This window comes from Kocuria salsicia (genome assembly GCF_007681555.1).
GTDB lineage: Bacteria > Actinomycetota > Actinomycetes > Actinomycetales > Micrococcaceae > Kocuria > Kocuria salsicia.
Window position 1 is genome coordinate 183,751 of the sequence record NZ_VELE01000003.1, and the last position, 20,783, is coordinate 204,533.

Genomic DNA, 20,783 nt, shown 5'->3' on the forward strand with positions numbered 1-20,783 from the left:
CACGTGACTTCTCGGGCGATCTTTAGGGACTTTGTGCATGAGCAACTCCATCCAGGACGATCTCTTCGGCGACGACGCCCAGGCCGGTGACGGCGCGGCAGCCTCGTCCCCGACGGGAGCCCACAGGTACCTCGCGCCCGTCGCTCTCGGCGGCGCGGCCCTGCTCGTGCTGGCCGGGGTCGGGGCGGTCGCGTTCACGGGTCTCTCCGGCGGTTCCGACGACGACGCCCCCGCCACCTTCACATCCGCCTCGCCGAGCGCAACCCCCAGCCCCACGCCGTCGGCGACCCCGTCCCCCACGCCAAGCGTGGAGCCCGAGCCCACGGAACCCGCGGAGCAGTACTACTACGTGCCCGCGCCCCAGCCCGTGGCGCCGGTCCAGCCCGAGGTCCCCGCCCCGCAGCCTGTTGCCCCGCAGCCCGCACCCACCACGGCCGCACCGGCCCCCACCCCGGAGAAGTCGCAGGCCCCGGCGCCCACGAAGCAGCCCGCCACCCCGCCCGCTGACGGCAGCACGGGTTCCAAGGGCGGGGATTCCACGGGCGGCGGCTCGAACGGCGGCGGTTCGGGCAACGGCAGTGGTTCCGGCGCAGGCAACGGAAGCGGCACGGGGAAATCCGGTGGGGGCTCGACCGGAAAGCAGGGCGGCACCACCGGCGGCACGGGCGCCGGCTCCAAGGCGACCCAGGGAACCGGGGGCGCCGGCCGCTGAGGCGGAAGGGGCACCGGAACGGTCCAGGGGCCAGGACTGCCCGGGCTGCCACACGAGCCACGGCGTCAAGACGTCCTGGAAACATCAAGAGATGGCTTCACGTGTGCTCGGCCGCCGCAATGCCGTCGTTTGCCGTCACCTCACCACAGCAGTGCCGGGACCATCCGTTCATGCTCGGTGAGCGAACCGTGCTGGCCCACCATGGCCAGCGGCCGGGTGCCCTGCCGCGCGACGTCGTACAGCGCGACGTCCTCCCGGCCCAGCACCCACACGTCACCCGCCCGGGCGAGCATCCGCTCGTCCGGGCTCGGGCCGAAGTAGCCGTACGCGGCCAGCTCGTCACGGGTGGCGAGCCACACCGCGTCTCCGAAGTGTGAGCGCCAGTGGTCCACTACCTCCTCGGCCGAGGTGCCGCGCTTCAGGTGCAGCTGCACCGCGCGGGGCTCCCCCGCGGTGTGCCGCACCCCGGCCATCAGCTCCGGGACGGCGGAGACGTCGAGGCGGTTTTCCTGGGGGACGTCCACCATGCCGTGGTCGGCCGTCAGGACCACCCGGGTGTTGGCGGGCAGCCGGGACACGAGCCGCTTCAGAGCCGAGTCCAGGTCCTCGAGCGCGCGCAGCCAGGAGTCCGAGCGCCAGCCCTGCTTGTGCCCGGTCTTGTCGAGGTCGTCCCAGTAGAAGTAGACCAGCCCGCGGCGGCCCTCCTTCAGCTGTTCCAGAGTCCGCGCCGAGCGTGCGTGGACGCCCTGCGCGCCCACGAATCTGCCACCGCGCAACACCGCGCGGGTCAGCGCCGAGGACTCGAACCGGGGGGAACTCACAGTCACGGCGTCCACGTGGCGTGAGGCCCGTTCCAGTACTGTCTCCCCGGGCTGCCACTGCAGGGGATCCAGGGAGGCAGGCCAGTTGCCGAGCATGTTGACCACGCGGTCCGTAGCGGGGTCCAGGACGTCGTAGCCCAGCATCCCGTGCCGGCCCGGAGCGCGCCCGGTGCCCAGGCACGCGAGCGAGACGGACGTCGTGGACGGGAACGCGGCGTCGAGCTCCCCCAGCGACTGGGTCGAGCGCAGAGTGGGTGCGTACCCGCTGACCTGCGAGAGCAGCCGCGAGCCGAGCCCGTCCACCAGCACCACCACGTAGCGCTGCGCGGCAGGCAGGCTCAGCGCGTTGCGGAACCCGGGGATCCCCAGGGCCGCGGCGGCGGAGGTCATCACCTCTCCCACGCCGCGGGAGCCGTACCTCGGGGGTGCGGGCAGGAACGGGGTTGGCGCGGCGTCCTCGCTCACGAGGAGCGCCCCGTGTCGCGCCCGTTGTGCCGGTGGCCGAAACGGGTGCGCGGTGCCGGGGTCTCCGTGCGGGCGGTGCCCTGGTACTGCGGGGCCTGGGCGAGCTGCGCCCCTGAGTCCGTCAGCGGGGCCACGTTGGCCCGACGCAGGGTCCGCGCGAACTCTCGAGCGCCCTCCACGGCGTCCTGGCCGTCCGCCTCGGAGCTGATGCGCATCACCACGTCCTCGCTCGCCGCAGTACCCGTGTAGCCGTGGTCCGCCTGGCACTCCGGGTCCTCGCACATGGCCGGGTAGAGCTCGAGCTGCTGGGTGCCTGTCCAGCTGACTGCGAGGTTCAGCTCCATGATGGGGGTGCCGGGTGTGTAGTTCTGGGGCTGGTGGTACGCGTAGCTCAGCGTCACGGAGCGGATCTGGGAAATCGGCACGGTCTCCGTGGACACTCGTGCCACGGTCTCCGCGCCGACGTCGTCGAACTGCTGGTCGTCCACGTGCGTGATGTGCAGAACGTCCTCCGCGAGCACGAGCGCCGTGATGTGGCGGTGCAGCTCGGTGTTCGTGAAGTGGGTCTCCAGCTGCACGAGGTGGGACACGGGACGCCTGCCGTCCAGGGAGTCCTTGACCACGTCCGTGACGAGCTGGGGGTAGAAGCCCGCCTTCTCGATGTCCTGGACCAGCCGTGAACCGTCGGGTGCTGAGAATGTCATGGCGCCATTGTCCTCTACCCGGGCGGACGGGGCACATCCGTGACCAGCCGCGCACCGCTCACGGGGTCACAACGCACGAGACCGTGCCGTCCTCCAGCTCCGTGCACACGGGCGTGGCGTCAGTGGTGGGTTCCGCGGTGGGCACGGTGGGCGCCTCGTTGCCCGGTTGTGCGGGGCTCGTGGTCGGTGCGGGTGAGGTGCTCGGACTCGAAGGGTCCGTGCCACCGCCCCACTGGGCGAGCAGCGGCCCGAGCCACACGTAGCCCACCGCCAGCGCGAGCACAACCAGGGCCAGCATCAGCAGCCACCAGGGCCAGCGCGGGCCACGACGACGCGGCGGGGCCGCCTGCCCCAGGCCCGTGTCCGCGGAGTCCGTCGTCGCCGGGTCCGTGGCCGCTGCCACAGAGCCCTGCGAAGCCCCGACGTCATAGGGTTCGGTCTCGTACAGCCCCGCCTGCACGGTGGCCACCACGGGCTCGACCACCAAGGGGTCGACCGCCGCTTGCCCCGAACCGCCCGGCGCCTGACCGTCACGGAATTCCTGACCGTCACTGAAGCCATGGTCGTCGGCGAAGCCCTGGCTGTCAGCGGTGCCGTGGGCGTCGGTGGGTATGGCAACGGTGGCGTCCGTGACCTCCCCGAGGGAGTCCTCCGCCGGGGCCAGCTGCTCCGTGGGCTCCACCGGGGCGAAGGGCCGCAGCGGGTCCCCGGACCACTGCGCCGCCACCGGCTGCCCCGCAGCGGCAAGGCCCTGCGCACGCTGCCCGTCAACCGGCTGTCTCCGAAGGTGTTGTCCCTGAGCTGGTTCCCCCTGGGCCGGCAGCGCCTTGCGGTGCACCGCGTGCCACGCGAGCGGTGCGTCCGGCGTGCCCGCCCCGGGAGGCAGTCGGGCGGCGTCGGCCACCGGGGACAGCTCCCGCTCCGTGGTGGGTTCCAGGACGTCGAACACCTCGAAGGGCTCGCCGTCCGCCGTCTCGCTCTGCTTGTTCTCGCGCTCCGGGGCGGTCTCCAACAGAGCGGTGACCAGCTCCTGCGCCGCCCGGGTGCGCTCCTCGGGCTCCCGGCTGAGCAGCCCAGCCATGCCCCGGCGCAGCACGGGCGAGTTCTCGAACAGCCCCAGCCGGGCAACATCGTCCGGGCCCAGAGGGTCCCCGCTGAGGTCAACCTCCGGCAGCACCATGCGCACGGCGGTCACGCCCGCGGCGTAGAGGTCCATGGTCGGAGAGGGGTTGCCGGGGGCGTACGCCTCGTGCGGGAGGTAGCCCGGGGTGCCCACCACGGTGCCGGTGTGCGTGAGCCGGGCGTCGTCCGTGCGCACCGCAATGCCGAAGTCCGCGAGCCGCGCGACCGGCGGGGCAGAGCCCGTGGGCTCGAGCAGCACGTTGGCGGGCTTCACGTCCCGGTGCACCCAGCCGCGGGTGTGCACGAACTGCAGGGCCTCGAGCAGCTGGTAGACGAGCTCCTCGGCGAGCGCGTCCGAGACCGGGCCGTTATCCTGCAGCGCGGCCTCCAGGGTGCCGCCTGAAACCAGTTCCATGGCGATGGCCACGTGCTCGTCCTCCGCGGCCCACCCGTAGGGGGCCACCACGTGCGGGTGCTCGAGGTTCACGGACTGTTCGCGCACGAAGCGCAGCAGGTCCGCGGAGTCGCGCTGGCGCAGCACCTTGGCAGCGCAGATCCGGCCGAGCCGCAGGTCCTGGGCGCGCCACACGGCACCGCTGCCGCCCTCCGCAACGGGCGTGAGCAGTTCGAAGCGTCCAGCGATCGTGTCCCGCACCCTGCCGGGGCCCCTAGCCCAGCATCGCGCGGCGGGCGCTGTCCGTGCGCTGTCCGGGGTCCCCGATCTTGACCGTGGCCGAGAGCACCGTGAGCACCGAGCCGGAGAGCACCACGGGGTTCAGTTCCAGGAAGGCGATCTCCGGGAAGCGGTCCTTGAGGAAGGCGACACGGTTGACGAGCTGCTCCAGGCCGGTCGTGTCCACCGGGGGCACGCCCTGGTAGCCGAAGAGCTTGCGGGCAGCCTTGGGGGCTCGCACCATGCGGGTGATGTCCCGGTCGGTGAGCGGGGGCACCCGGTGGGCCCAGTCGTCCAGGAGGTTCACCGCGTCCCCGGCCATCCCGAAGGAGAGCACGGGCCCGATCAGCGGATCCTCTGCCGCGCGCAGCACCACCGTCTGTCCGGTCGGGGCCATGGACTGCACCTCGAAGTCGGTCACGTCCCACCCCGCGAGCGTGCGCTTCATGGTCTCCACGGCAGTACGCAGCTGCCCCTCGTCCGCGATGTTCAGCACCACCCCGCCCAGGTCCAGGCGGTGGCGCAGGAACGGGTCCGTGGTCTTCAGCGCGACGGGGTAGCCGAGCCTGCCGGCAGCGGCCACGCCCTCCTCGAGGTCGTGGAAGCGCACGGACTCGAGCACACGGATTCCCGCGTGGCCCAGCAGCTCGTTGCGTTCCGCGACGCCGAGCTCGTAGAGGGCGTCCCCGGTGATCTTGCGGCGCTCGCGCTCCAGGAACTTCTCCACGGCGTCGAAGTCGAAGTCCTCCGGGTCCACCACCACGCCCTGGTCCTGCGAACGCCACGCGGTGTAGCCGATCACCCGCGCGAGCGCGTGCATAGCGGTTCCGGGCGAGTCGAAGCACGGCAACGCCGGGTGGCCGTCCGCGAGCACCGCGGTGGTCACGGCGTCCGGGCCGTGCTGGCCGGTGAAGACCGCCACCGTGGTGCGGTCGGCGGCGCTCGCCTCCTGCGCGACCGCTGCCGCGACCGCGCGCTGGTCCAGTCCGCGCACGGGCATCAGCACGAGCACCACGCTGTCCACGTCCCCTGAGGTGAGCTGGGCGCGGACGGCGGTCAGCACGGCCTCGTGTGCGTCCCCGGCACCGCCGGAGGTGTCGACCGCGCCGTCGACCGCCACGGGTTCCAGGCCCAGTCGCAGCGCCGTGTCCTCGGTGAGCTGGGCGAGGGCCAGAGCGTTGGAGACCACCGCGATCCGGGCAGATGCGGGCAGCGGCTGGCTCTCGGTGATGGCCGCGATGTCCATGAGCTCCTCGGCGGTGGCCGCGCGGATCACCCCGGCCTGGCGAAACATGGAGTCCAGCGCACCCGGCGGTGCCTGGGTGACACGCCCGGTGTGGCCCGGGGGCAGCCGCAGCCCGGTGACCTCGGACTTGGCCACGATCACAGGCTTGCTCAGGGACAGCCGCCGCGCGATCCGGGAGAATTTGCGCGGGTTTCCCACCGACTGCAGGTAGAGCCCGCACACGGTGGTCCCGGGGTCGTCCTCCCAGTACTGCATGAGGTCGTTGCCGGAGACGTCCGCACGGTTTCCGGCGGAGAGGTAGCTCGACAGGCCCACACCGTGGCGCAGTGCCGCGCCGTAGAGCATGGAGCCAACGGCCCCGGACTGGGAGAACAGGCCCAGCCCGCCCCGCCGCGGCATCTCGGGGAGCACCGAGGCGTTGAGGGACACGTCCGGGTCCGTGTTCATCAGCCCCAGGCTCGCGGGGCCCACCACGCGCATCCCGGCCGCGCGGGCGATCCGCACGAGCCTGCGCTGGTCCGCGGCGCCGCTCGCGCCGTCCTCCGCATACCCACCCGTCATCACGACGACGGCCCGCACGCCGACCCTGCCGCAGTCGGCCACCGCCTCTTCGACGGCCTCGCGCGGGACAGCGATCACCGCGAGGTCCACCGCGGCGTCGATCTCCTGCAGGGAGGAGACGAACACGAGCCCCTCGCGCTCGTACGGCGTGTGGCCCACGCCGTAGAGGGTGCCGGTGTAGCCGCCGGTGAGGATCGCCTCAACCGCGTGGTGCCCTGCGTGGTCCGCGTGCGCCGAGGCCCCCACGACCGCCACCGTGGTGGGGGTCAGCAGCTGCTGCAGCGAGCGCGCCTCGGCCCGGTGCTCACGGGCGGCCATCACGGCAAGGGACTTCTCCGTGGGGTCGATGTCGAATTCGACCATCACCACACCGTCCTCGAACTGCCGGGAGACGTCGTAGCCGGCCTCCACGAAGACGTGGAGCATCTTGCGGTTCTCGGGCAGCACCTCCGCAGTGAAGCGGTCGATGCCGTTCTCGCGGGCCGCCGCGGCCAGGTGCTCGAGGAGGATGGAGCCGATCCCGCGGCCCTGGTGGTGGTCCGAGATCATGAACGCGACCTCGGCCACGCGGGGGCTGACGCGGTCGTAGCGGCCCACGCCAATCATCTTCCCGCCGAGGATCAGCACGAAGCACACGCGGTCCGTGTGGTCCACCGTGGTGAAGCGCTCCAGTTCCCGCTGGGAGAGCTGCGGCTTGTAGGAGAAGAAGCGCAAATAGATGGAGTCCTGGGACTGGGAGGAGTGCAGCTCCTGCAGCAGTTCCTTGTCCTGGGGGCTGATGGGGCGCAGGTGGGCCGTGGCGCCGTCGCGCAGGATCACGTCCGCCTCCCAGTACTCGGGGTAGGCCTTCGGCTGCGGAGCTTCGTCGGTGGAACCCATAGACTTCAGAGTAACCAACCGTCTGCCCCGGTCACAGGTGCACGCACCGATTTCAAGGAGTTCCCTCTCGATGGCACGCCGCCGCTCAGCCGCCCGCTCCCCCCAGGACGACCTGCCCGAGGACTTCGTCGAGCACATCGTGGACGTGGACGTCACCCGGGAGATGGAGACCAGCTTCCTGGAGTACTCCTACTCGGTGATTTACTCGCGTGCCCTGCCGGACGCCCGGGACGGGCTCAAGCCGGTGCAGCGGCGCATCCTGTTCATGATGGATCAGATGGGCCTGCGCCCAGATCGCGGCCACGTCAAGAGCGCGCGCGTGGTCGGCGAGGTCATGGGCAAGCTGCACCCCCACGGGGACGCGGCGATCTACGACGCGATGGTCCGCATGGCGCAGTCCTTCGCCATGCGCGTGCCTCTGGTGGACGGCCACGGCAACTTCGGTTCGCTCGACGACGGTCCGGCGGCCCCGCGCTACACCGAGGCCCGCATGGCCCCGGCGGCTCGCACGCTCACCGGGGACCTCGACGAGGACGTCGTGGACTTCGTGCCCAACTACGACAACCAGTTCCAGCAGCCGGGCGTGCTGCCCGCCGCGTACCCCAACCTGCTGGTCAACGGTGCCACGGGCATCGCGGTGGGCATGGCCACCAACATGGCACCGCACAACATGCGCGAGGTGGCCGCCGGTGCGCGCCACCTGGTGCTCAACCCCGAGGCCACGCTGGAAGAGCTCATGAAGTTCATCCCCGGCCCGGACCTGCCCTCCGGGGGCCGGATCGTGGGCCTGGAGGGGATCCGGGACGCCTACCGCACCGGGCGCGGCTCGTTCCGCACGCGCGCCACGGTCTCCGTGGAGCAGGTCTCCCCCCGCAAGCAGGGCATCGTGGTCACCGAGCTGCCGTACATGGTGGGCCCGGAGAAGATCACCGAGAAGATCAAGGACGCCGTCCAGGCCAAGAAGCTCACGGGCATCTCGGACGTCGTGGACCTCACGGACCGCACCAACGGGCTGCGCCTGGTCATCGAGGTCAAGAACGGCTTCAACCCCCAGGCCGTGCTGGCGCAGCTGTACAAGCACACGCCGCTCGAGGAGTCCTTCGGGATCAACAACGTGGCCCTCGTGGAGGGTCAGCCCCGCACCATGGGGCTGCTGGAGCTGCTGCGGGTCTACACGGAGCACCGGATCGCGGTGGTGCGCCGGAGGACCGCGTTCCGGCTGGCGAAGCGGCAGGACCGGCTGCACCTGGTGGAGGGCCTACTGGTGGCCATCGTGGACATCGACGAGGTCATCCAGATCATCCGCTCCTCCGAGGAGACGGCGCAGGCGCGGGACCGGCTGATCGCCGTCTTCGACCTCTCCCGTGCGCAGGCCGAGCACATCCTCGAACTGCGGCTGCGCCAGCTCACCAAGTTCTCCCGCATCGAGCTCGAGGCCGAACAGGACCAGCTGCAGAAGGAGATCGCCGAGCTCGAGGCGATCCTGGGCTCCGAGGCCACGCTGCGCGGCGTCGTCGCGGACGAACTGGCGGAGACGGCAGAAGATTTCGGCGACGACCGCCGCACGGTGCTGCTCGAGGCCGAGGACCTGCCCGCGGTCACGGCGGCCCAGGCCGGTGGGAAGAAGGCCCTGGCCGTGTCCGTGGCGCTGGAGATCAGCGACGACCCGTGCTGGGTCTTCCTCTCCACCACCGGGCGCATCGCCCGCAGCGCCGCGCGTGCCCCGCTCGTGGACGCCGCGCGGCGCTTCAAGCACGACGCCCTGACCAGCGTGGTGCCGGCCACGGCGCGCGGGGAGATCGCGGCGGTCACCTCCACGGGCCGCATGCTGCGCGTCTCGTGCGTGGACATCCCGGTGCTCCCGGACTTCGACGGCGTTCCCCGGCTCGCGGACGGTGTCCCCGCCGCGGACTTCCTGGGCCTGGAGAAGAAGGAGGAGCTCGTGGGGCTCGTGCCCCTCAACGAGGTTGTCGCGATCGGCACCGCCGAGGGCATGGTCAAGCGCGTGAACCCGGACTACCCTCTGAACCTGGACCAGTGGCCCGCGATCAAGCTCAAGGACCACGACCGCGTGGTGGGCATTGGCGCAGCCCCGGACAGCGCGGAGCTCGTCTTCGTCTCCTCGGACGCCAAGCTGCTGCGCTTCCCCGCCTCCGCGGTGCGGCCCCAGGGCAGGACCGCGGGCGGCGTCGCCGGCATGAAGCTCGCCGCCGGTGAGCGCGTGGTCTTCTTCGGCGCGGTGCTGCCGCGCGAGTCCACCGTGGTGGTCACCCAGGCCCGCAGCGACGGCCAGCTGCCCGAGATGGGCGAGGCGTCCCTGAAGGTCACCCCGCTCGCCGAGTTCCCGAGAAAGGGACGGGCCACCGGGGGCGTGCGGGCCCAGCGGCTGCTCACGGGCGAGGACGGCCTGACACTGGCGTGGGTCGGCCACGGCCCCGCCAAGGCGGTCTCCCCCGCCGGTGTCGCGCGTTCGCTGCCCACCGAGTACGGCCGCCGGGACGGCTCGGGGGTGGGGATCGACCGAGCCGCGGCCGCGATCGGGCCCGCTCTCACGGGGCTTGCGGTGGGTGAGGAGTCGGACGCGGGTACCGCGAGCTCGGCGGGCTCCGCAGACGCCGCCGACAACGCTCCGGACGTTTCCTAGGCTCGGCAGGACCGGCCCGCTCGCGGGAGCCGTGGCCGCTCCCCGCGCCCCGCGTCGTCATCCACCGCCCAGAAAGGCGCACCGGATCAGGCGTCGATCTGCTCCTGGTTCAGGTGTGAGGCACCCGCGACGATGAAGTCCTTGCGCGGGGCCACCTGCGAGCCCATGAGCAGCGAGAAGGCGTGCTCCGCGGCCTCGGCGTCCGCCACGCGCACCCGGCGCAGCACACGGTGCCGGATGTCCATGGTGGTCTCCGCGAGCTGGTCCGCGTCCATCTCACCCAAGCCCTTGTAGCGCTGGATGGGCTCCTTGTAGCGGCGCCCCTGCTCCTCGAGGCTGCCCAGCAGCGTGTCCAGCTCTCGCTCCGAGTACGTGTAGACCATCTCGTTGGCCTTGGACCCGGGGTTCACGATCTGCACGCGGTGCAGCGGCGGAACCGCGGCGTAGACCCGCCCCGCCTCCACCAGCGGTCGCATGTAGCGGTAGAACAGGGTCAGCAGCAGGGTGCGGATGTGGGCGCCGTCCACGTCAGCGTCCGTCATCATGATGACCTTGCCGTAGCGGGCGGCGTCGAGGTCGAAGCTGCGCCCGGAGCCTGCGCCGATCACCTGGATCAACGCGGCGCACTCCGCGTTGGCGAGCATGTCCGTGATGGAGGCCTTCTGCACGTTGAGGATCTTGCCGCGGATGGGCAGCAGCGCCTGGTAGTTCGAGTTGCGGGCGAGGCGCGCGGTGCCCAGCGCGGAGTCCCCCTCCACGATGAACAGCTCTGAGCGGTCCACGTCCGCGGAGCGGCACTCCACGAGCTTGGTGGGCATGGACGAGGTCTCCAGTGCGTTCTTGCGTCGCTGAGTCTCCTTGTGCACGCGCGCGGAGATCCGGGACTTCATCTCCGCGACAACCTTCTCCAGCAGCTGGTTCGCCTGGGCCTTGTCGTCGCGCTTCTTGGAGGTCAGCTGCTTCGTCAATTCGGACTCGATCACCTTCGCCACGATCTGGCGCACCGCCGGAGTGCCGAGGACCTCCTTGGTCTGGCCTTCGAACTGCGGCTCTGCCAGGCGCACCGTCAGCACCGCGGTGAGCCCGGCCAGGACGTCGTCCTTCTCGAGCTTGTCGTTGCCCGCCTTGAGTTTGCGCGAGTTCGCCTCCACCTGCTTGCGCAGCGTCTTCAGCAGCGCGGTCTCGAAGCCGCTCAGGTGCGTGCCCCCCTTGGGTGTGGCGATGATGTTCACGAACGAGCGGACCGCGGTGTCGTATCCGACGCCCCAGCGCAGGGCCACATCCACCTCGCACGTGCGCTCCACATCCTGCAGCTGCGCGTGCCCGGAGCCGTCGAGCACCGGGACCCGTTCGCTGAACGTGCCCTGCCCGTGCAACCGCCACACGTCCGTGACGGGTGCGTCCGGGGCGAGGAACTCCGCAAACTCGGAAATGCCGCCGTCGTACTGGAAGACCTCCTCCACGGGGCCGTCCGCGCCGGGGGTGCCCGGCAGTCGGCGCTCGTCCGTGACGGTGATGCGCAGCCCGGGAATCAGGAACGCCGTCTGCCGTGCACGGCGCACGAGATCCTCGGTGGCGAACTTGGCGTCCGGGGTGAAGATCTGGTCGTCCGCCCAGTAGCGGATTCGCGTTCCGGTGACCCCGCGCTTGGCCCTGCCCACCACCTGCAGGTGCGAGTCCGTGGTGAAGGGCTCGAACGGAGCGTTCGGCGACGGCGCACCCTTGTCCGCGAACGTGCCCGGCTCACCACGTTTGAAGGACATCTGGTAGGTCTTCCCGCCGCGGTCCACCTGGACGTCCAGGCGCGAGGAGAGCGCGTTGACCACCGAGGCGCCCACGCCGTGCAGACCGCCGGAGGCCGAGTAGGACCCGCCGCCGAACTTGCCGCCCGCGTGCAGCTTGGTGAACACCACCTCCACACCGGTCAGCCCTGTGCGCGGCTCGGTGTCGATCGGGATGCCGCGGCCGTCGTCGTGGACCTCCACGCAGCCGTCCTTGTGCAGGATCACCGCGATGTCCTGACCGTAGCCCGCCAACGCCTCGTCCACCGAGTTGTCGATGACTTCCCACAGGCAGTGCATGAGACCCCGCGAGTCCGTGGAGCCGATGTACATGCCCGGGCGCTTGCGCACCGCTTCCAGTCCCTCCAGCACGGAAAGGTGACGGGCGTTGTATTCGGAGCGAGACGGTGTCACGGTGGAGCTTCTCCCGGAGTCTGGGGGTGCCGCGCGCGGGCGGGGTGGGACTGTCTCACTCTAGACGGCGGCCCCGACGTTTGTGCGCGGTGGGCGAAACCGCGGGATCCCGGGAAGCAATCCCCGGGCCCGTGGGTTGTACTGGAACGTGCGGCCCCGGGTGTTCCCGGGACCGCACCGCGGCCGCACCGGCGTGCGAGGCCGCATCCCGTACTTGTGAGGAGGATCCCATGAACGCGACTGTCGAAACGCGTGAACTCAACGCAACCCACCGTTGCGACGCCTGCGGTGCCCAGGCATACGTGCGCGTGGTCCTCGAGTCCACGGGCGGCGAGCTGCTGTTCTGCGCCCACCACGCCCGCGTCAATGAGGACAAGCTGCGTCCCCTGGCGTCATCGTGGCAGGACGAGACCCAGCGCATCGGAGCCTGAGAAGACCACGCGGCCCGGGTGACACCGGGCCTTGAGGACGACGAGAAGGGGCACGCATCCATGGATGTGTGCCCCTTCTACTGCGTCCAGCAGTGTCGTCCGCGAACTCAGGACCCGGGCTTGCGGCCCCAGAGGATCACGTTGGTGCCCAGGTACTTGCTCTCGTAGCCCACGTCCACGAAACCGGCCTCGCGCATCAGCTCCGCAACGCGGGCGGGCTGGATGAACCCGAGCGTGGAGTCCTTGAGGTAGTCGTAGGCGCGGCGGTCTCCCGCCACCACCTGACCGAGCAGAGGCAGCACCACGCTCATGCCCGCCGAGATAGCCAACCGCAGCGCGCCCCGGGGCGGCGCCGTCTCCAGCACGACGACGCGGCCGCCCGGGCGTAGCACCCGCACCTGCTCAGCCAGCACGCGCGGTACGTCGCTCACGTTGCGCAGCAGGTAGCCGTGCGTCACCGCGTCGAAGGACTCGTCGTCGAAGCGCAGGCTGTGGGCGTCCGCGAACTCCCACGTGATGGCGTCGGCACCGGGTTTGGTGCGGGCCGTCTCGAGCATCTTCTCCGAAAAGTCCACGCCCGCGACCTCCGCCCGCGGTTCCCGACGTCGCAGCGCCAGGGCGATCTCGCCGGTGCCGGTGGCGATGTCCAGGACCCGCCCCCCGGGACCCACGCCGGCACGCTGGGCGACCTCACGGCACCAGGCCGCGTGGCGGCCAAGCGTCATGAGCGAGTTGACCCGGTCGTAGGAGGTGGTGATCCGGTTGAAGATCCCCTGTACCTGCGTGTCCCGTGCGGTCATCGTGTGCTCCGCTCCCGCGGTCGTCCCTGTCATCAGTCCAGGTAGTCCCGCAGCACCTGGGAGCGGGACGGGTGGCGCAGCTTGGACATGGTCTTGGACTCTATCTGGCGGATCCGTTCGCGGGTCACCCCGTAGACCTTGCCGATCTCGTCCAGGGTCTTGGGCTGGCCGTCCGTGAGCCCGAAACGCATGGCCACCACACCGGCCTCCCGCTCGGAGAGGGTGTCCAGCACGGAGTGCAGCTGCTCCTGCAGAAGGGTGAAGGACACCGCGTCCGCGGGCACCACGGCCTCGGAGTCCTCGATGAGGTCGCCGAACTCGGAGTCGCCGTCCTCACCCAGTGGGGTGTGCAGCGAGATGGGCTCACGGCCGTATTTCTGTACCTCCACGACCTTCTCCGGCGTCATGTCCAGCTCGTTGGCCAGCTCCTCCGGGGTGGGCTCGCGTCCCAGGTCCTGGAGCATCTGGCGCTGAACGCGGGCCAGCTTGTTGATGACCTCCACCATGTGCACGGGGATGCGGATGGTGCGGGCCTGGTCCGCCATGGCGCGGGTGATGGCCTGACGTATCCACCACGTCGCGTACGTGGAGAACTTGAAGCCCTTGGTGTAGTCGAACTTCTCGACCGCACGGATCAGGCCCAGGTTGCCCTCCTGGATCAGGTCCAGGAAAAGCATGCCGCGACCGGTGTAGCGCTTCGCCAGGGAGACCACGAGGCGCAGGTTCGCCTCGAGCAGGTGGTTCTTCGCGCGGCGGCCGTCGTGGATGACCCACCTGTACGCCCGGCGGGTGTCCGCGTCCATGGAGTCCTGCTCCTCGGCGAACTTGTGCTCGGCGTAGAGGCCGGCCTCGATGCGCAGCGCGAGGTCCACCTCCTGCTCCGCGTTGAGCAGGGCCACCTTGCCGATCTGCTTGAGATAGTCCTTGACGGGGTCCGCGGTGGCACCGGCGACCACGACCTGCTGGGCCGGGGCGTCGTCGTCGTCGTTGTTGGTCAGCACGAACCCACGGGCGCTGCGGTCCTGACGGCCCTTCATGAGCTGCGCGGATTCCTCAGCGGAAGCCTGCTGCGACTCCTGTGACTCCTCGTCCTCGTCCTGGGGCTCCTCGGTGACGAGCTCGTCCTCGGCGAGGACCTCGTCCACGGGATCGGCCTTCTTGCGGCCCCGGCCCGTACCGGCGGGCTTCGCCGCGGGCTTGGCGGCCGCCTTGCGGGTGGCGGGCTTCACCGTGCCGGACGCCGGGGAGGCGGCGGTCTTCGACGCGTCGGTGCTCTTGGTGGCGGCCGTCTTGGTGGCCGTGGTCTTGGTGGCCGTGGTCTTGCGCGTGGTCGTCTTCTTCGGAGCCGCCGTCTTGCGCGCGGCGGTCTTCTTCGCCGCGGGCTTGGCATCGGCGGCGGTCTCCGACATCGTGGACCCGGCTGCCGCGGACTCGTCAGTGGCCGCGGACGACGCCGCAGTGGTCTTGGTCGCGGCGGTCTTGCCCGCGCTGCTCGCCACCGCAGTGGTGCGCTTGGCGGCAGTGGACTTGCGGGCCGCCGTCTTCTTGGCCGCGGTCGACTTCTTGGCCGGGGCCCTCTTGGCAGTGGTGGTCTGGGCGGTGGTCTCAGCCGAGTCGGTCCCCGCCTCGGGAGCCTGTGATCCGGATGCGGTCTTGCTGGCAGCTGGTGACACGGAAAGCCTTTCGTTGGACAGAGACAGGGTGCTCGCCGCACCAGCGGCCAACACACCTATGACCCTGTCAAGTCCGGCACCGCGACACGCGGTTCTCGCCGGGACTCTGAGGGTCCTACAGGCGGTAACGCCGCCCACCCTGGGATTGTTCCCAGGGTGGGAATCTTTTTTCACCGCGGGACTCAGCCCGCCGTCTGCCGCACCCACCAGCTCCTCCCCGGCCAGCCCGTCCGGGGGTCCGTGCACCACCATGGCGTACCCAGGCGCTGGAGCCGCCCGCGCACCTCCGCAACCGCCCCGCCGGGCCGCTGCACGGCAGACTCCGCGTCCGCGGTGCAGCGGACAAGCAGGCGCGCGGCGGTGTGCGCCCGTCCCCGGAAGAACTCCAGCTGGGCCAGGGCGGCCACCACCGTGTCCGCGGTCTCCGCCGTGAGCACCCCGCCCGCCGGCGCGCAACCGCCCCCGCCCACCCGCGCGTGGGCGATTCCGTCCAGCACCTGGAGGATGCGGTGTGCCACCTCGATCGACTCCCAGTGCGGTGGGCCCTCCCACTCCCCGGCCACGGCGACCACGCACCGCAGCGCCTCGTCGACCGCCTCTGCATCCGGCTCGGACCCGCCAGCTCCGCCTCGCACCCTGGCGATGGCGGGGCGCAGAGCGAGCCACGCGGCCTCCGCACGTACACGGTCCCCGCACAGCCACGCATAGAAGAGGCACGTGCGCGCGGCCTCGTCCCGCAGGCCGTCCAGCATGTCCCGCAGGTCTGCGGCGGGTGTCTCGAGCACCGCAGCCACCCAGTCCTGCCGACGCCGTTGCACGCGCCGCAGCGTGCGGTCCCACGCGGCGAGCGACGTGGGCGAGGGCGACGACGCGGCACCGGAACCTGGCGTGCCACTGGATCGTGGTCTGTCACCGAACCGAGCACCACGAGGTGCCGCATCCACTCCCGGGCAGGGATCGCCCCCGGTTGTCGCGCACCGGGCCTCCTGGCCGCTGGTCGCCGCGTGCGCAGTCGCGACGCGTCCGGGCCCGGCGAGTTCCCCCGCCTTCTCCCGCAACGCTTTCTGCCATCGTGGATCCTCCCCCGGTGCCGGCGGTTCCAGGGCACTGCCCAGCGCGACGAGCTGCGCGTTGACCGGGCTGTCCTCGACCAGCGTGATGGGGCGGGCCACGTGCGGCTGGACCGGGTTCCACCAGAACCGGGGCGTCACCAGGAGCACGGTGAGCAGCTCCACCCCCACTGCCCCGGCGATCTCCTCCCACTGCTGAGTGAGCGCGACCAGCTCGGACGCGGTGCTCTCGGGTATGGCCTCCCGGTAGACGACGACGATCACGTCAGCGGCACCGGGCAGGTGCTCCAGGGCCTTGGACACCTCGCGGCTCACCCCCTCCGGAGGGACGTCCACCGGGGGACGTGCCATCGTCAGCAGGAGCACGCCACTGTCTCCACCGGGAACGACGAGGACGCACGCGTCACGCGGTCTGTACCCCAGCTGGTGCGGAATCAGGGCGAGGAGATCCTCGGGGTGGCGGATGCGGACCACGGGTCCGTGGTCTTCGTGGGTCAGGGTCATGGGACCAGACTCGACACACCGCGCCCAGGAAACGCGTTAGCCACCGTCACCTCGGGACGAGCCACGACGCCGCCGCGCAGCCCCGTCGCCTGTGCAGGCCGCCCACCGTGCGGCCCCGGGGTCGCGTCAGACCGCGTCGGCCCCGTGTGCCCGGCGCACCTTGTGGGTGCAGCGCAGAATGGCCACGGTGCCCACAAGTGCCACGAGGCCCTGGGCCGCGATCGCCGGACGGAACGCCTCGCCGTCGTACAGGCTGGGTGAGAGCCCGGCTCCGTGAAGCAGGTCCAGCACGAGGCCCGTCACGTAGATGGCGAGCAGGGACGCCGCGAAGCCGCCCACGTTCGCGAGACCGGTGGCCGTGCCGCCGCGCTGCGGCGGGTTGAAGGCGCGCACGATGTCGAACGCGATCATCGAGGCCGGCAGGGACAGCGCAATCATGCACACGCACACGTACACCACGGCCAGGGGCGCGTGGCCCGGCCACAGCAGCAGGATCGCCCATCCTGACCATGCCATCACGCAGAACGAGAGCACCAGGCGGGAGCGGCGTCGGGCGAACCGTGCACTCAGCTTGCCCACGAACGGTGCCACGACCACGTTGAAGACCACGTAGACCGTCATCACGAACGACGCCTGCGTGGGATCGAGACCCTGGGCGTTCTGCAGGTAGGGGTAGGCCCACATCAGGGCGAACGTGTTGCCCACGAACTGCACGGTGAAGTGCACCCAGAACCCCAGCTGGGTGCCCGGCTCGCGCAGGGACTGGCTCATGGAGGCGCGGACAGAGGCGAAGGAGATGCTGTCGTTGAGGACCCGCACCCCCGGCGGGTTGTTGCGCAGCACGAGACCGGAGAGCACCGCCGCGAGCACGCACATGCCCGCCATCGTCACGAGGGACGGCACCCATCCGGTGGCATGCAGCAGCACGGCGAACGGGATCACTGAGAAGAGCTGCCCCAGGTTGCCGGTCATCCCCACCACCTGGGTGAGCATCGGCACCTTCAGCGCGGAGAACCACACGGGAAGCAGCCGCATCACGCACACGAACGTGGCGGCGTCACCGGCACCCACCAGGATGCGCCCCACCACGCCGCCGGTCACGGACTGCGCCGCCGCGAGCTGCAGCTGGCCCGCGGCCATGGACACCGCTCCCACGGTGATCAGGATGCGCGGGCCGTAGCGGTCCACGAGCACCCCCACGGGAACCTGCAGCACGGCGTAGACCAGCACCTGCATCATGGAGAACATCGACAGCCCGGAGGCCGCGGTCTGGAAGCGGTCCGCCGCCTCCACGGTGGCCACGCCGAAGCTTGTGCGCTGCGCCACGGCGGAGAAGTAAGCGAACACCCCCATCGCCAGGATCAACCACGCGGTGATCGAATCCTTGTACGTGGACGGTGGGGGTGTTGCTGCGTCGGACATGAGGGGAGGGCCTCCACGGGCTGGTTCACGGCGACCCGCGCACGTGGGCCACGGGTCCTCTACTGCTGGTGGTCCTCCGGGTCGCTGCGACCGGCCAGGAACGCCTCTGCGGCGGCACCGAGGTCGTCGGCATCGGGTAGGTCGGCGTCGTCGGGCCCGGCGAGGATTGAGCGGCGGGCGGACGCGTCCACCACGTCATCGTATCGCCGTTCCATGTTCTCGATCACGGCCTGGACCTCAGGGGAGGAGCCCGCCTGCTCGTCGATCTGGCGGACCACGTCCCGGGAGGCCTCGCGCAGCTCATCCGTGGGCAGCGTGCGACCGGTGACGGCGCTGAGGTACTCCAGGGCCGCGACCGCCGCCTGCGGGAGGTAGGACTCCGCGAGGTACTGGGGGACATGAACGGACAGTCCCACGTGGTCGATCCCGCCCTCCTGCAGCCGCAGCTCGAGCAGGTGGGACGCGGACGCGCTGATCTCGAAGGTGGGCTTGCTGCCGTCCGTGCGGGGCAGCAGATCCGCGCGGGGCCCGTGCGCTGAGACCAGCACGGGCCGCGTGTGGGGAACCGGCATGGGGATCCCACTCACCAGCGCCACCAGGCTCACGCGCAACCGTTGCGCGAGTCCCACCACGGCGGCCGCAAAGCGCTCCCACTGGGTGTCCGGCTCGGGGCCGGTGAGCAGCAGGAAGTGGCGGTCCAGCCCGTCCGTGACCACGTGGAGGTTCAGTTCCGGAGCTTCCCAGTCCTCGAAGTGGTCCTCGGCAAACGTGACGCGGGGCCGCCGGGAGCGGTAGTCGTAGAGCTGATCCAGGTCGAAGCGGACGACGGTCTCGCTGGGCATGGAGTCGAGGACGACGGCCTCGATCTGTCCGGCAAGATGACCCGCCTCCACGTACCCGGACAGCGCGACGATCAGGGGCAGGCCGCGCAGCCTCTCATCGCTCAGCAACGCGGGATTGCCCAGGTACAGGGCCGTGGGATCCAGCACATCTCCTCCTTGTGGGCTCGTGCGCCGTGCGCCCCGGAAACGGGGCCGAAACCGGCTCGTGGTGGTACAACGCGATCCCGGGCACCGCCTATTCCCCGGTGCGCGTCACCGCGGGTCGTTAGGATCGGTCACACGTGGGCGCACCGCGCCCGGGGCCGTCGCACCACCCGTGCGGCCCGGCCCCGTTTCCAGGACATCCGTGAAAGGACGCCACAGTGACCACACCGCAGGAGATCCTCGCCACCCACGAGGTGCAGCTCACCGTCACCACCAAGCCCCTCGGGGACGCCCCCGCGGACGCACTGGTCCTCGGCGTCTCCCATGACGGCGCCGTCGCGGTTCCGGGCGACGTCAAGGGGGGCCTGCGCCGTCGTCTGAACGAGCTCGCCGAGCGCGCCGGTGCGCGCGGCAGCCTCGAGAGCGTCGTCGTGGTGCCCGCACCCGACGACGTCCGCGCGGGCGACGTCCTCTTCGTGGGACTCGGCCGCGGTGAGGCGGACGAGCGCCGCGAGAACCTGCGCCGCGCCGCCGGTGCCGCCACCCGTGCCCTCCAGGGGCGGGCAGCGTCCGCGACCGTCGCGCTGCCCGTGACCGGCGCCGAGGACGCCCAGGCCGTCGCCGAGGGCGTCGCGCTCGGCGCGTTCCACTACACCGCTCAGAAGTCCCGGACCCTCTCCGACGACGACGCACCGCTGGCCTCCGCCGCCGTGGCGGTTGCCAAGAACCTCGGCAAGGATGCCGGGCCCGCCCTCCAGCGCGCGGCGCACGTGGCGCGAGCCGTGCGCTTGGCCCGCACGCTCGTGGACCTCTCCCCGGACACCGCGACCCCCGAGTTCGTGGCGGACGTGGCCCGCACCGCTGCGAAGGGCACGAAGGTCTCGGTGGAGGTCCTCGCGGAGAAGGAGCTCACCCGCGGCAACTACGGCGGCCTGCTCGGCGTGGGTGCCGGCTCGGTCAACGGACCGCGCCTGGTGAAGGTGCACTGGACCCCGTCCCGCGCCAAGAAGCACGTGGCGCTCGTGGGCAAGGGCATCACGTTCGACTCCGGCGGCCTCTCCCTGAAGCCCCCGGCCTCCATGATGACGATGAAGTCGGACATGGCCGGCGCGGCCGCCGTGCTGAGCACAGTCCTCGCCGCGGCCGCACTGGAGCTTCCCGTGGCCGTGACCGGCTGGCTGTGCCTCGCCGAGAACCTGCCCTCGGGCTCCGCGACCCGCCCCGGCGATGTTCTCACCATGCACAGCGGGCACACCGTCGAGGTGCTGAACACGGACGCCGAGGGCCGTCTCGTCCTCGCCGACGGCCTGTGGGCCGCCGGGCAGGAGCACCCGGACGCCATCGTGGACATCGCCACCCTGACCGGCGCGCAGATGGCAGCCCTCGGTGTCCGCACCGCCGGCGTGATGGGCGACGACGCCGCCCGCGACCTCGCCGTGCGGGCCGCCACCCGTGCGGGCGAGCCGGCGTGGCCCATGCCGCTGCCCGAGCACCTGCGGCCCTCGCTCGACTCATTCGTCGCGGACCTGAAGAACATCGGTGACAAGCACGGCGGGATGCTCGTAGCCGGGCTGTTTTTGCGGGAGTTCGTCCCGGAGCACCGCGGGCGCAGGATCCCCTGGGCCCACATCGACATCGCCGGGCCGTCGTTCAACGAGTCCCAGCCGTGGGGCTACACACCCAAGGAGGGGACAGGCTTCGGCGTCCGAACCCTGTTGGCGATTGCGCGGGAGCACGCCGAGTAGGCTTCTGCCCATCGCGGACACGCCACGCAGCGGGGGCCCACCGGCACGCAATACATGGTGGGCCCCCGGGCGTGGCGTTAGGCTGGACCCCAACCGTGACCGCCCTTCACAGACCCCGGATCGGGGCTCG

The 20,783-nt window shown here is 71.0% G+C and carries 14 protein-coding genes; 4 read left to right on the forward strand and 10 right to left on the reverse strand.

Features of this window, described 5'->3' with window-relative positions:
• The first annotated feature begins 37 nt into the window (after nucleotides 1-37).
• Nucleotides 38-712, forward strand: coding sequence for a hypothetical protein (locus tag FS770_RS07255; protein WP_145010836.1), 675 nt, complete (start codon nucleotides 38-40; stop codon nucleotides 710-712).
• A gap of 140 nt (nucleotides 713-852) precedes the next feature.
• Here FS770_RS07255 and FS770_RS07260 read toward each other — a convergent pair whose 3' ends face one another.
• The 4 genes from FS770_RS07260 to FS770_RS07275 form a co-directional block, all read right to left on the reverse strand.
• Entirely contained in the window at nucleotides 853-1,923 is a 1,071-nt protein-coding gene (locus FS770_RS07260; protein ID WP_145010973.1) for an alkaline phosphatase family protein, read from the reverse strand.
• A 71-nt stretch (nucleotides 1,924-1,994) separates the two neighbouring features.
• Nucleotides 1,995-2,702, reverse strand: a complete 708-nt coding sequence (locus FS770_RS07265) for a DUF5998 family protein (RefSeq protein WP_144942825.1) — start codon at nucleotides 2,700-2,702, stop codon at nucleotides 1,995-1,997.
• A 58-nt stretch (nucleotides 2,703-2,760) separates the two neighbouring features.
• On the reverse strand, nucleotides 2,761-4,479 hold the full coding sequence (locus FS770_RS07270) for a serine/threonine protein kinase (RefSeq protein WP_145010839.1): 1,719 nt from the start codon (nucleotides 4,477-4,479) through the stop codon (nucleotides 2,761-2,763).
• Nucleotides 4,480-4,492: 13 nt separating this feature from the next.
• Nucleotides 4,493-7,183 carry a bifunctional acetate--CoA ligase family protein/GNAT family N-acetyltransferase gene (locus tag FS770_RS07275; RefSeq protein ID WP_145010842.1) on the reverse strand — a complete coding sequence of 897 codons (2,691 nt, stop codon included), beginning with the start codon at nucleotides 7,181-7,183 and terminating at the stop codon, nucleotides 4,493-4,495.
• A 70-nt stretch (nucleotides 7,184-7,253) separates the two neighbouring features.
• Here FS770_RS07275 and FS770_RS07280 point away from each other — a divergent pair, with 70 nt between their 5' ends.
• The gene (locus FS770_RS07280; protein WP_145010845.1) at nucleotides 7,254-9,827 is read left to right on the forward strand and encodes a DNA gyrase/topoisomerase IV subunit A; all 2,574 of its coding nucleotides are present in this window, start codon (nucleotides 7,254-7,256) and stop codon (nucleotides 9,825-9,827) included.
• Between the two features lie 86 nt (nucleotides 9,828-9,913).
• On the opposite strand, the gene FS770_RS07285 is transcribed toward FS770_RS07280, so the two are convergent.
• On the reverse strand, nucleotides 9,914-12,022 hold the full coding sequence (locus FS770_RS07285) for a DNA gyrase/topoisomerase IV subunit B (protein WP_145010847.1): 2,109 nt from the start codon (nucleotides 12,020-12,022) through the stop codon (nucleotides 9,914-9,916).
• 230 nt (nucleotides 12,023-12,252) lie between these two features.
• Between FS770_RS07285 and FS770_RS07290 the strand changes: the two genes are divergently transcribed.
• On the forward strand, nucleotides 12,253-12,453 hold the full coding sequence (locus FS770_RS07290; protein ID WP_094393794.1) for a DUF7455 domain-containing protein: 201 nt from the start codon (nucleotides 12,253-12,255) through the stop codon (nucleotides 12,451-12,453).
• 107 nt (nucleotides 12,454-12,560) lie between these two features.
• Here FS770_RS07290 and FS770_RS07295 read toward each other — a convergent pair whose 3' ends face one another.
• The 5 genes from FS770_RS07295 to FS770_RS07315 all read right to left on the reverse strand — a co-directional run bounded on the left by FS770_RS07295 (nucleotide 12,561) and on the right by FS770_RS07315 (nucleotide 18,911).
• Nucleotides 12,561-13,253, reverse strand: a complete 693-nt coding sequence (locus tag FS770_RS07295) for a ubiquinone/menaquinone biosynthesis methyltransferase (RefSeq protein ID WP_094393791.1) — start codon at nucleotides 13,251-13,253, stop codon at nucleotides 12,561-12,563.
• A gap of 32 nt (nucleotides 13,254-13,285) precedes the next feature.
• Nucleotides 13,286-14,926: an RNA polymerase sigma factor gene (locus FS770_RS07300; protein WP_144942820.1), complete on the reverse strand. Its 1,641-nt coding sequence runs from the start codon at nucleotides 14,924-14,926 to the stop codon at nucleotides 13,286-13,288.
• 182 nt (nucleotides 14,927-15,108) lie between these two features.
• The gene (locus FS770_RS07305) at nucleotides 15,109-16,500 is read right to left on the reverse strand and encodes a DUF4192 family protein (RefSeq protein WP_145010849.1); all 1,392 of its coding nucleotides are present in this window, start codon (nucleotides 16,498-16,500) and stop codon (nucleotides 15,109-15,111) included.
• A gap of 126 nt (nucleotides 16,501-16,626) precedes the next feature.
• Nucleotides 16,627-17,922: an MFS transporter gene (locus FS770_RS07310; RefSeq protein WP_144942818.1), complete on the reverse strand. Its 1,296-nt coding sequence runs from the start codon at nucleotides 17,920-17,922 to the stop codon at nucleotides 16,627-16,629.
• Nucleotides 17,923-17,981: 59 nt separating this feature from the next.
• Nucleotides 17,982-18,911, reverse strand: coding sequence for a proteasome assembly chaperone family protein (locus tag FS770_RS07315; RefSeq protein WP_144942817.1), 930 nt, complete (start codon nucleotides 18,909-18,911; stop codon nucleotides 17,982-17,984).
• A 215-nt stretch (nucleotides 18,912-19,126) separates the two neighbouring features.
• Here FS770_RS07315 and FS770_RS07320 point away from each other — a divergent pair, with 215 nt between their 5' ends.
• Nucleotides 19,127-20,653, forward strand: coding sequence for a leucyl aminopeptidase (locus tag FS770_RS07320; RefSeq protein WP_144942816.1), 1,527 nt, complete (start codon nucleotides 19,127-19,129; stop codon nucleotides 20,651-20,653).
• The last annotated feature ends 130 nt before the right edge of the window (nucleotides 20,654-20,783 follow it).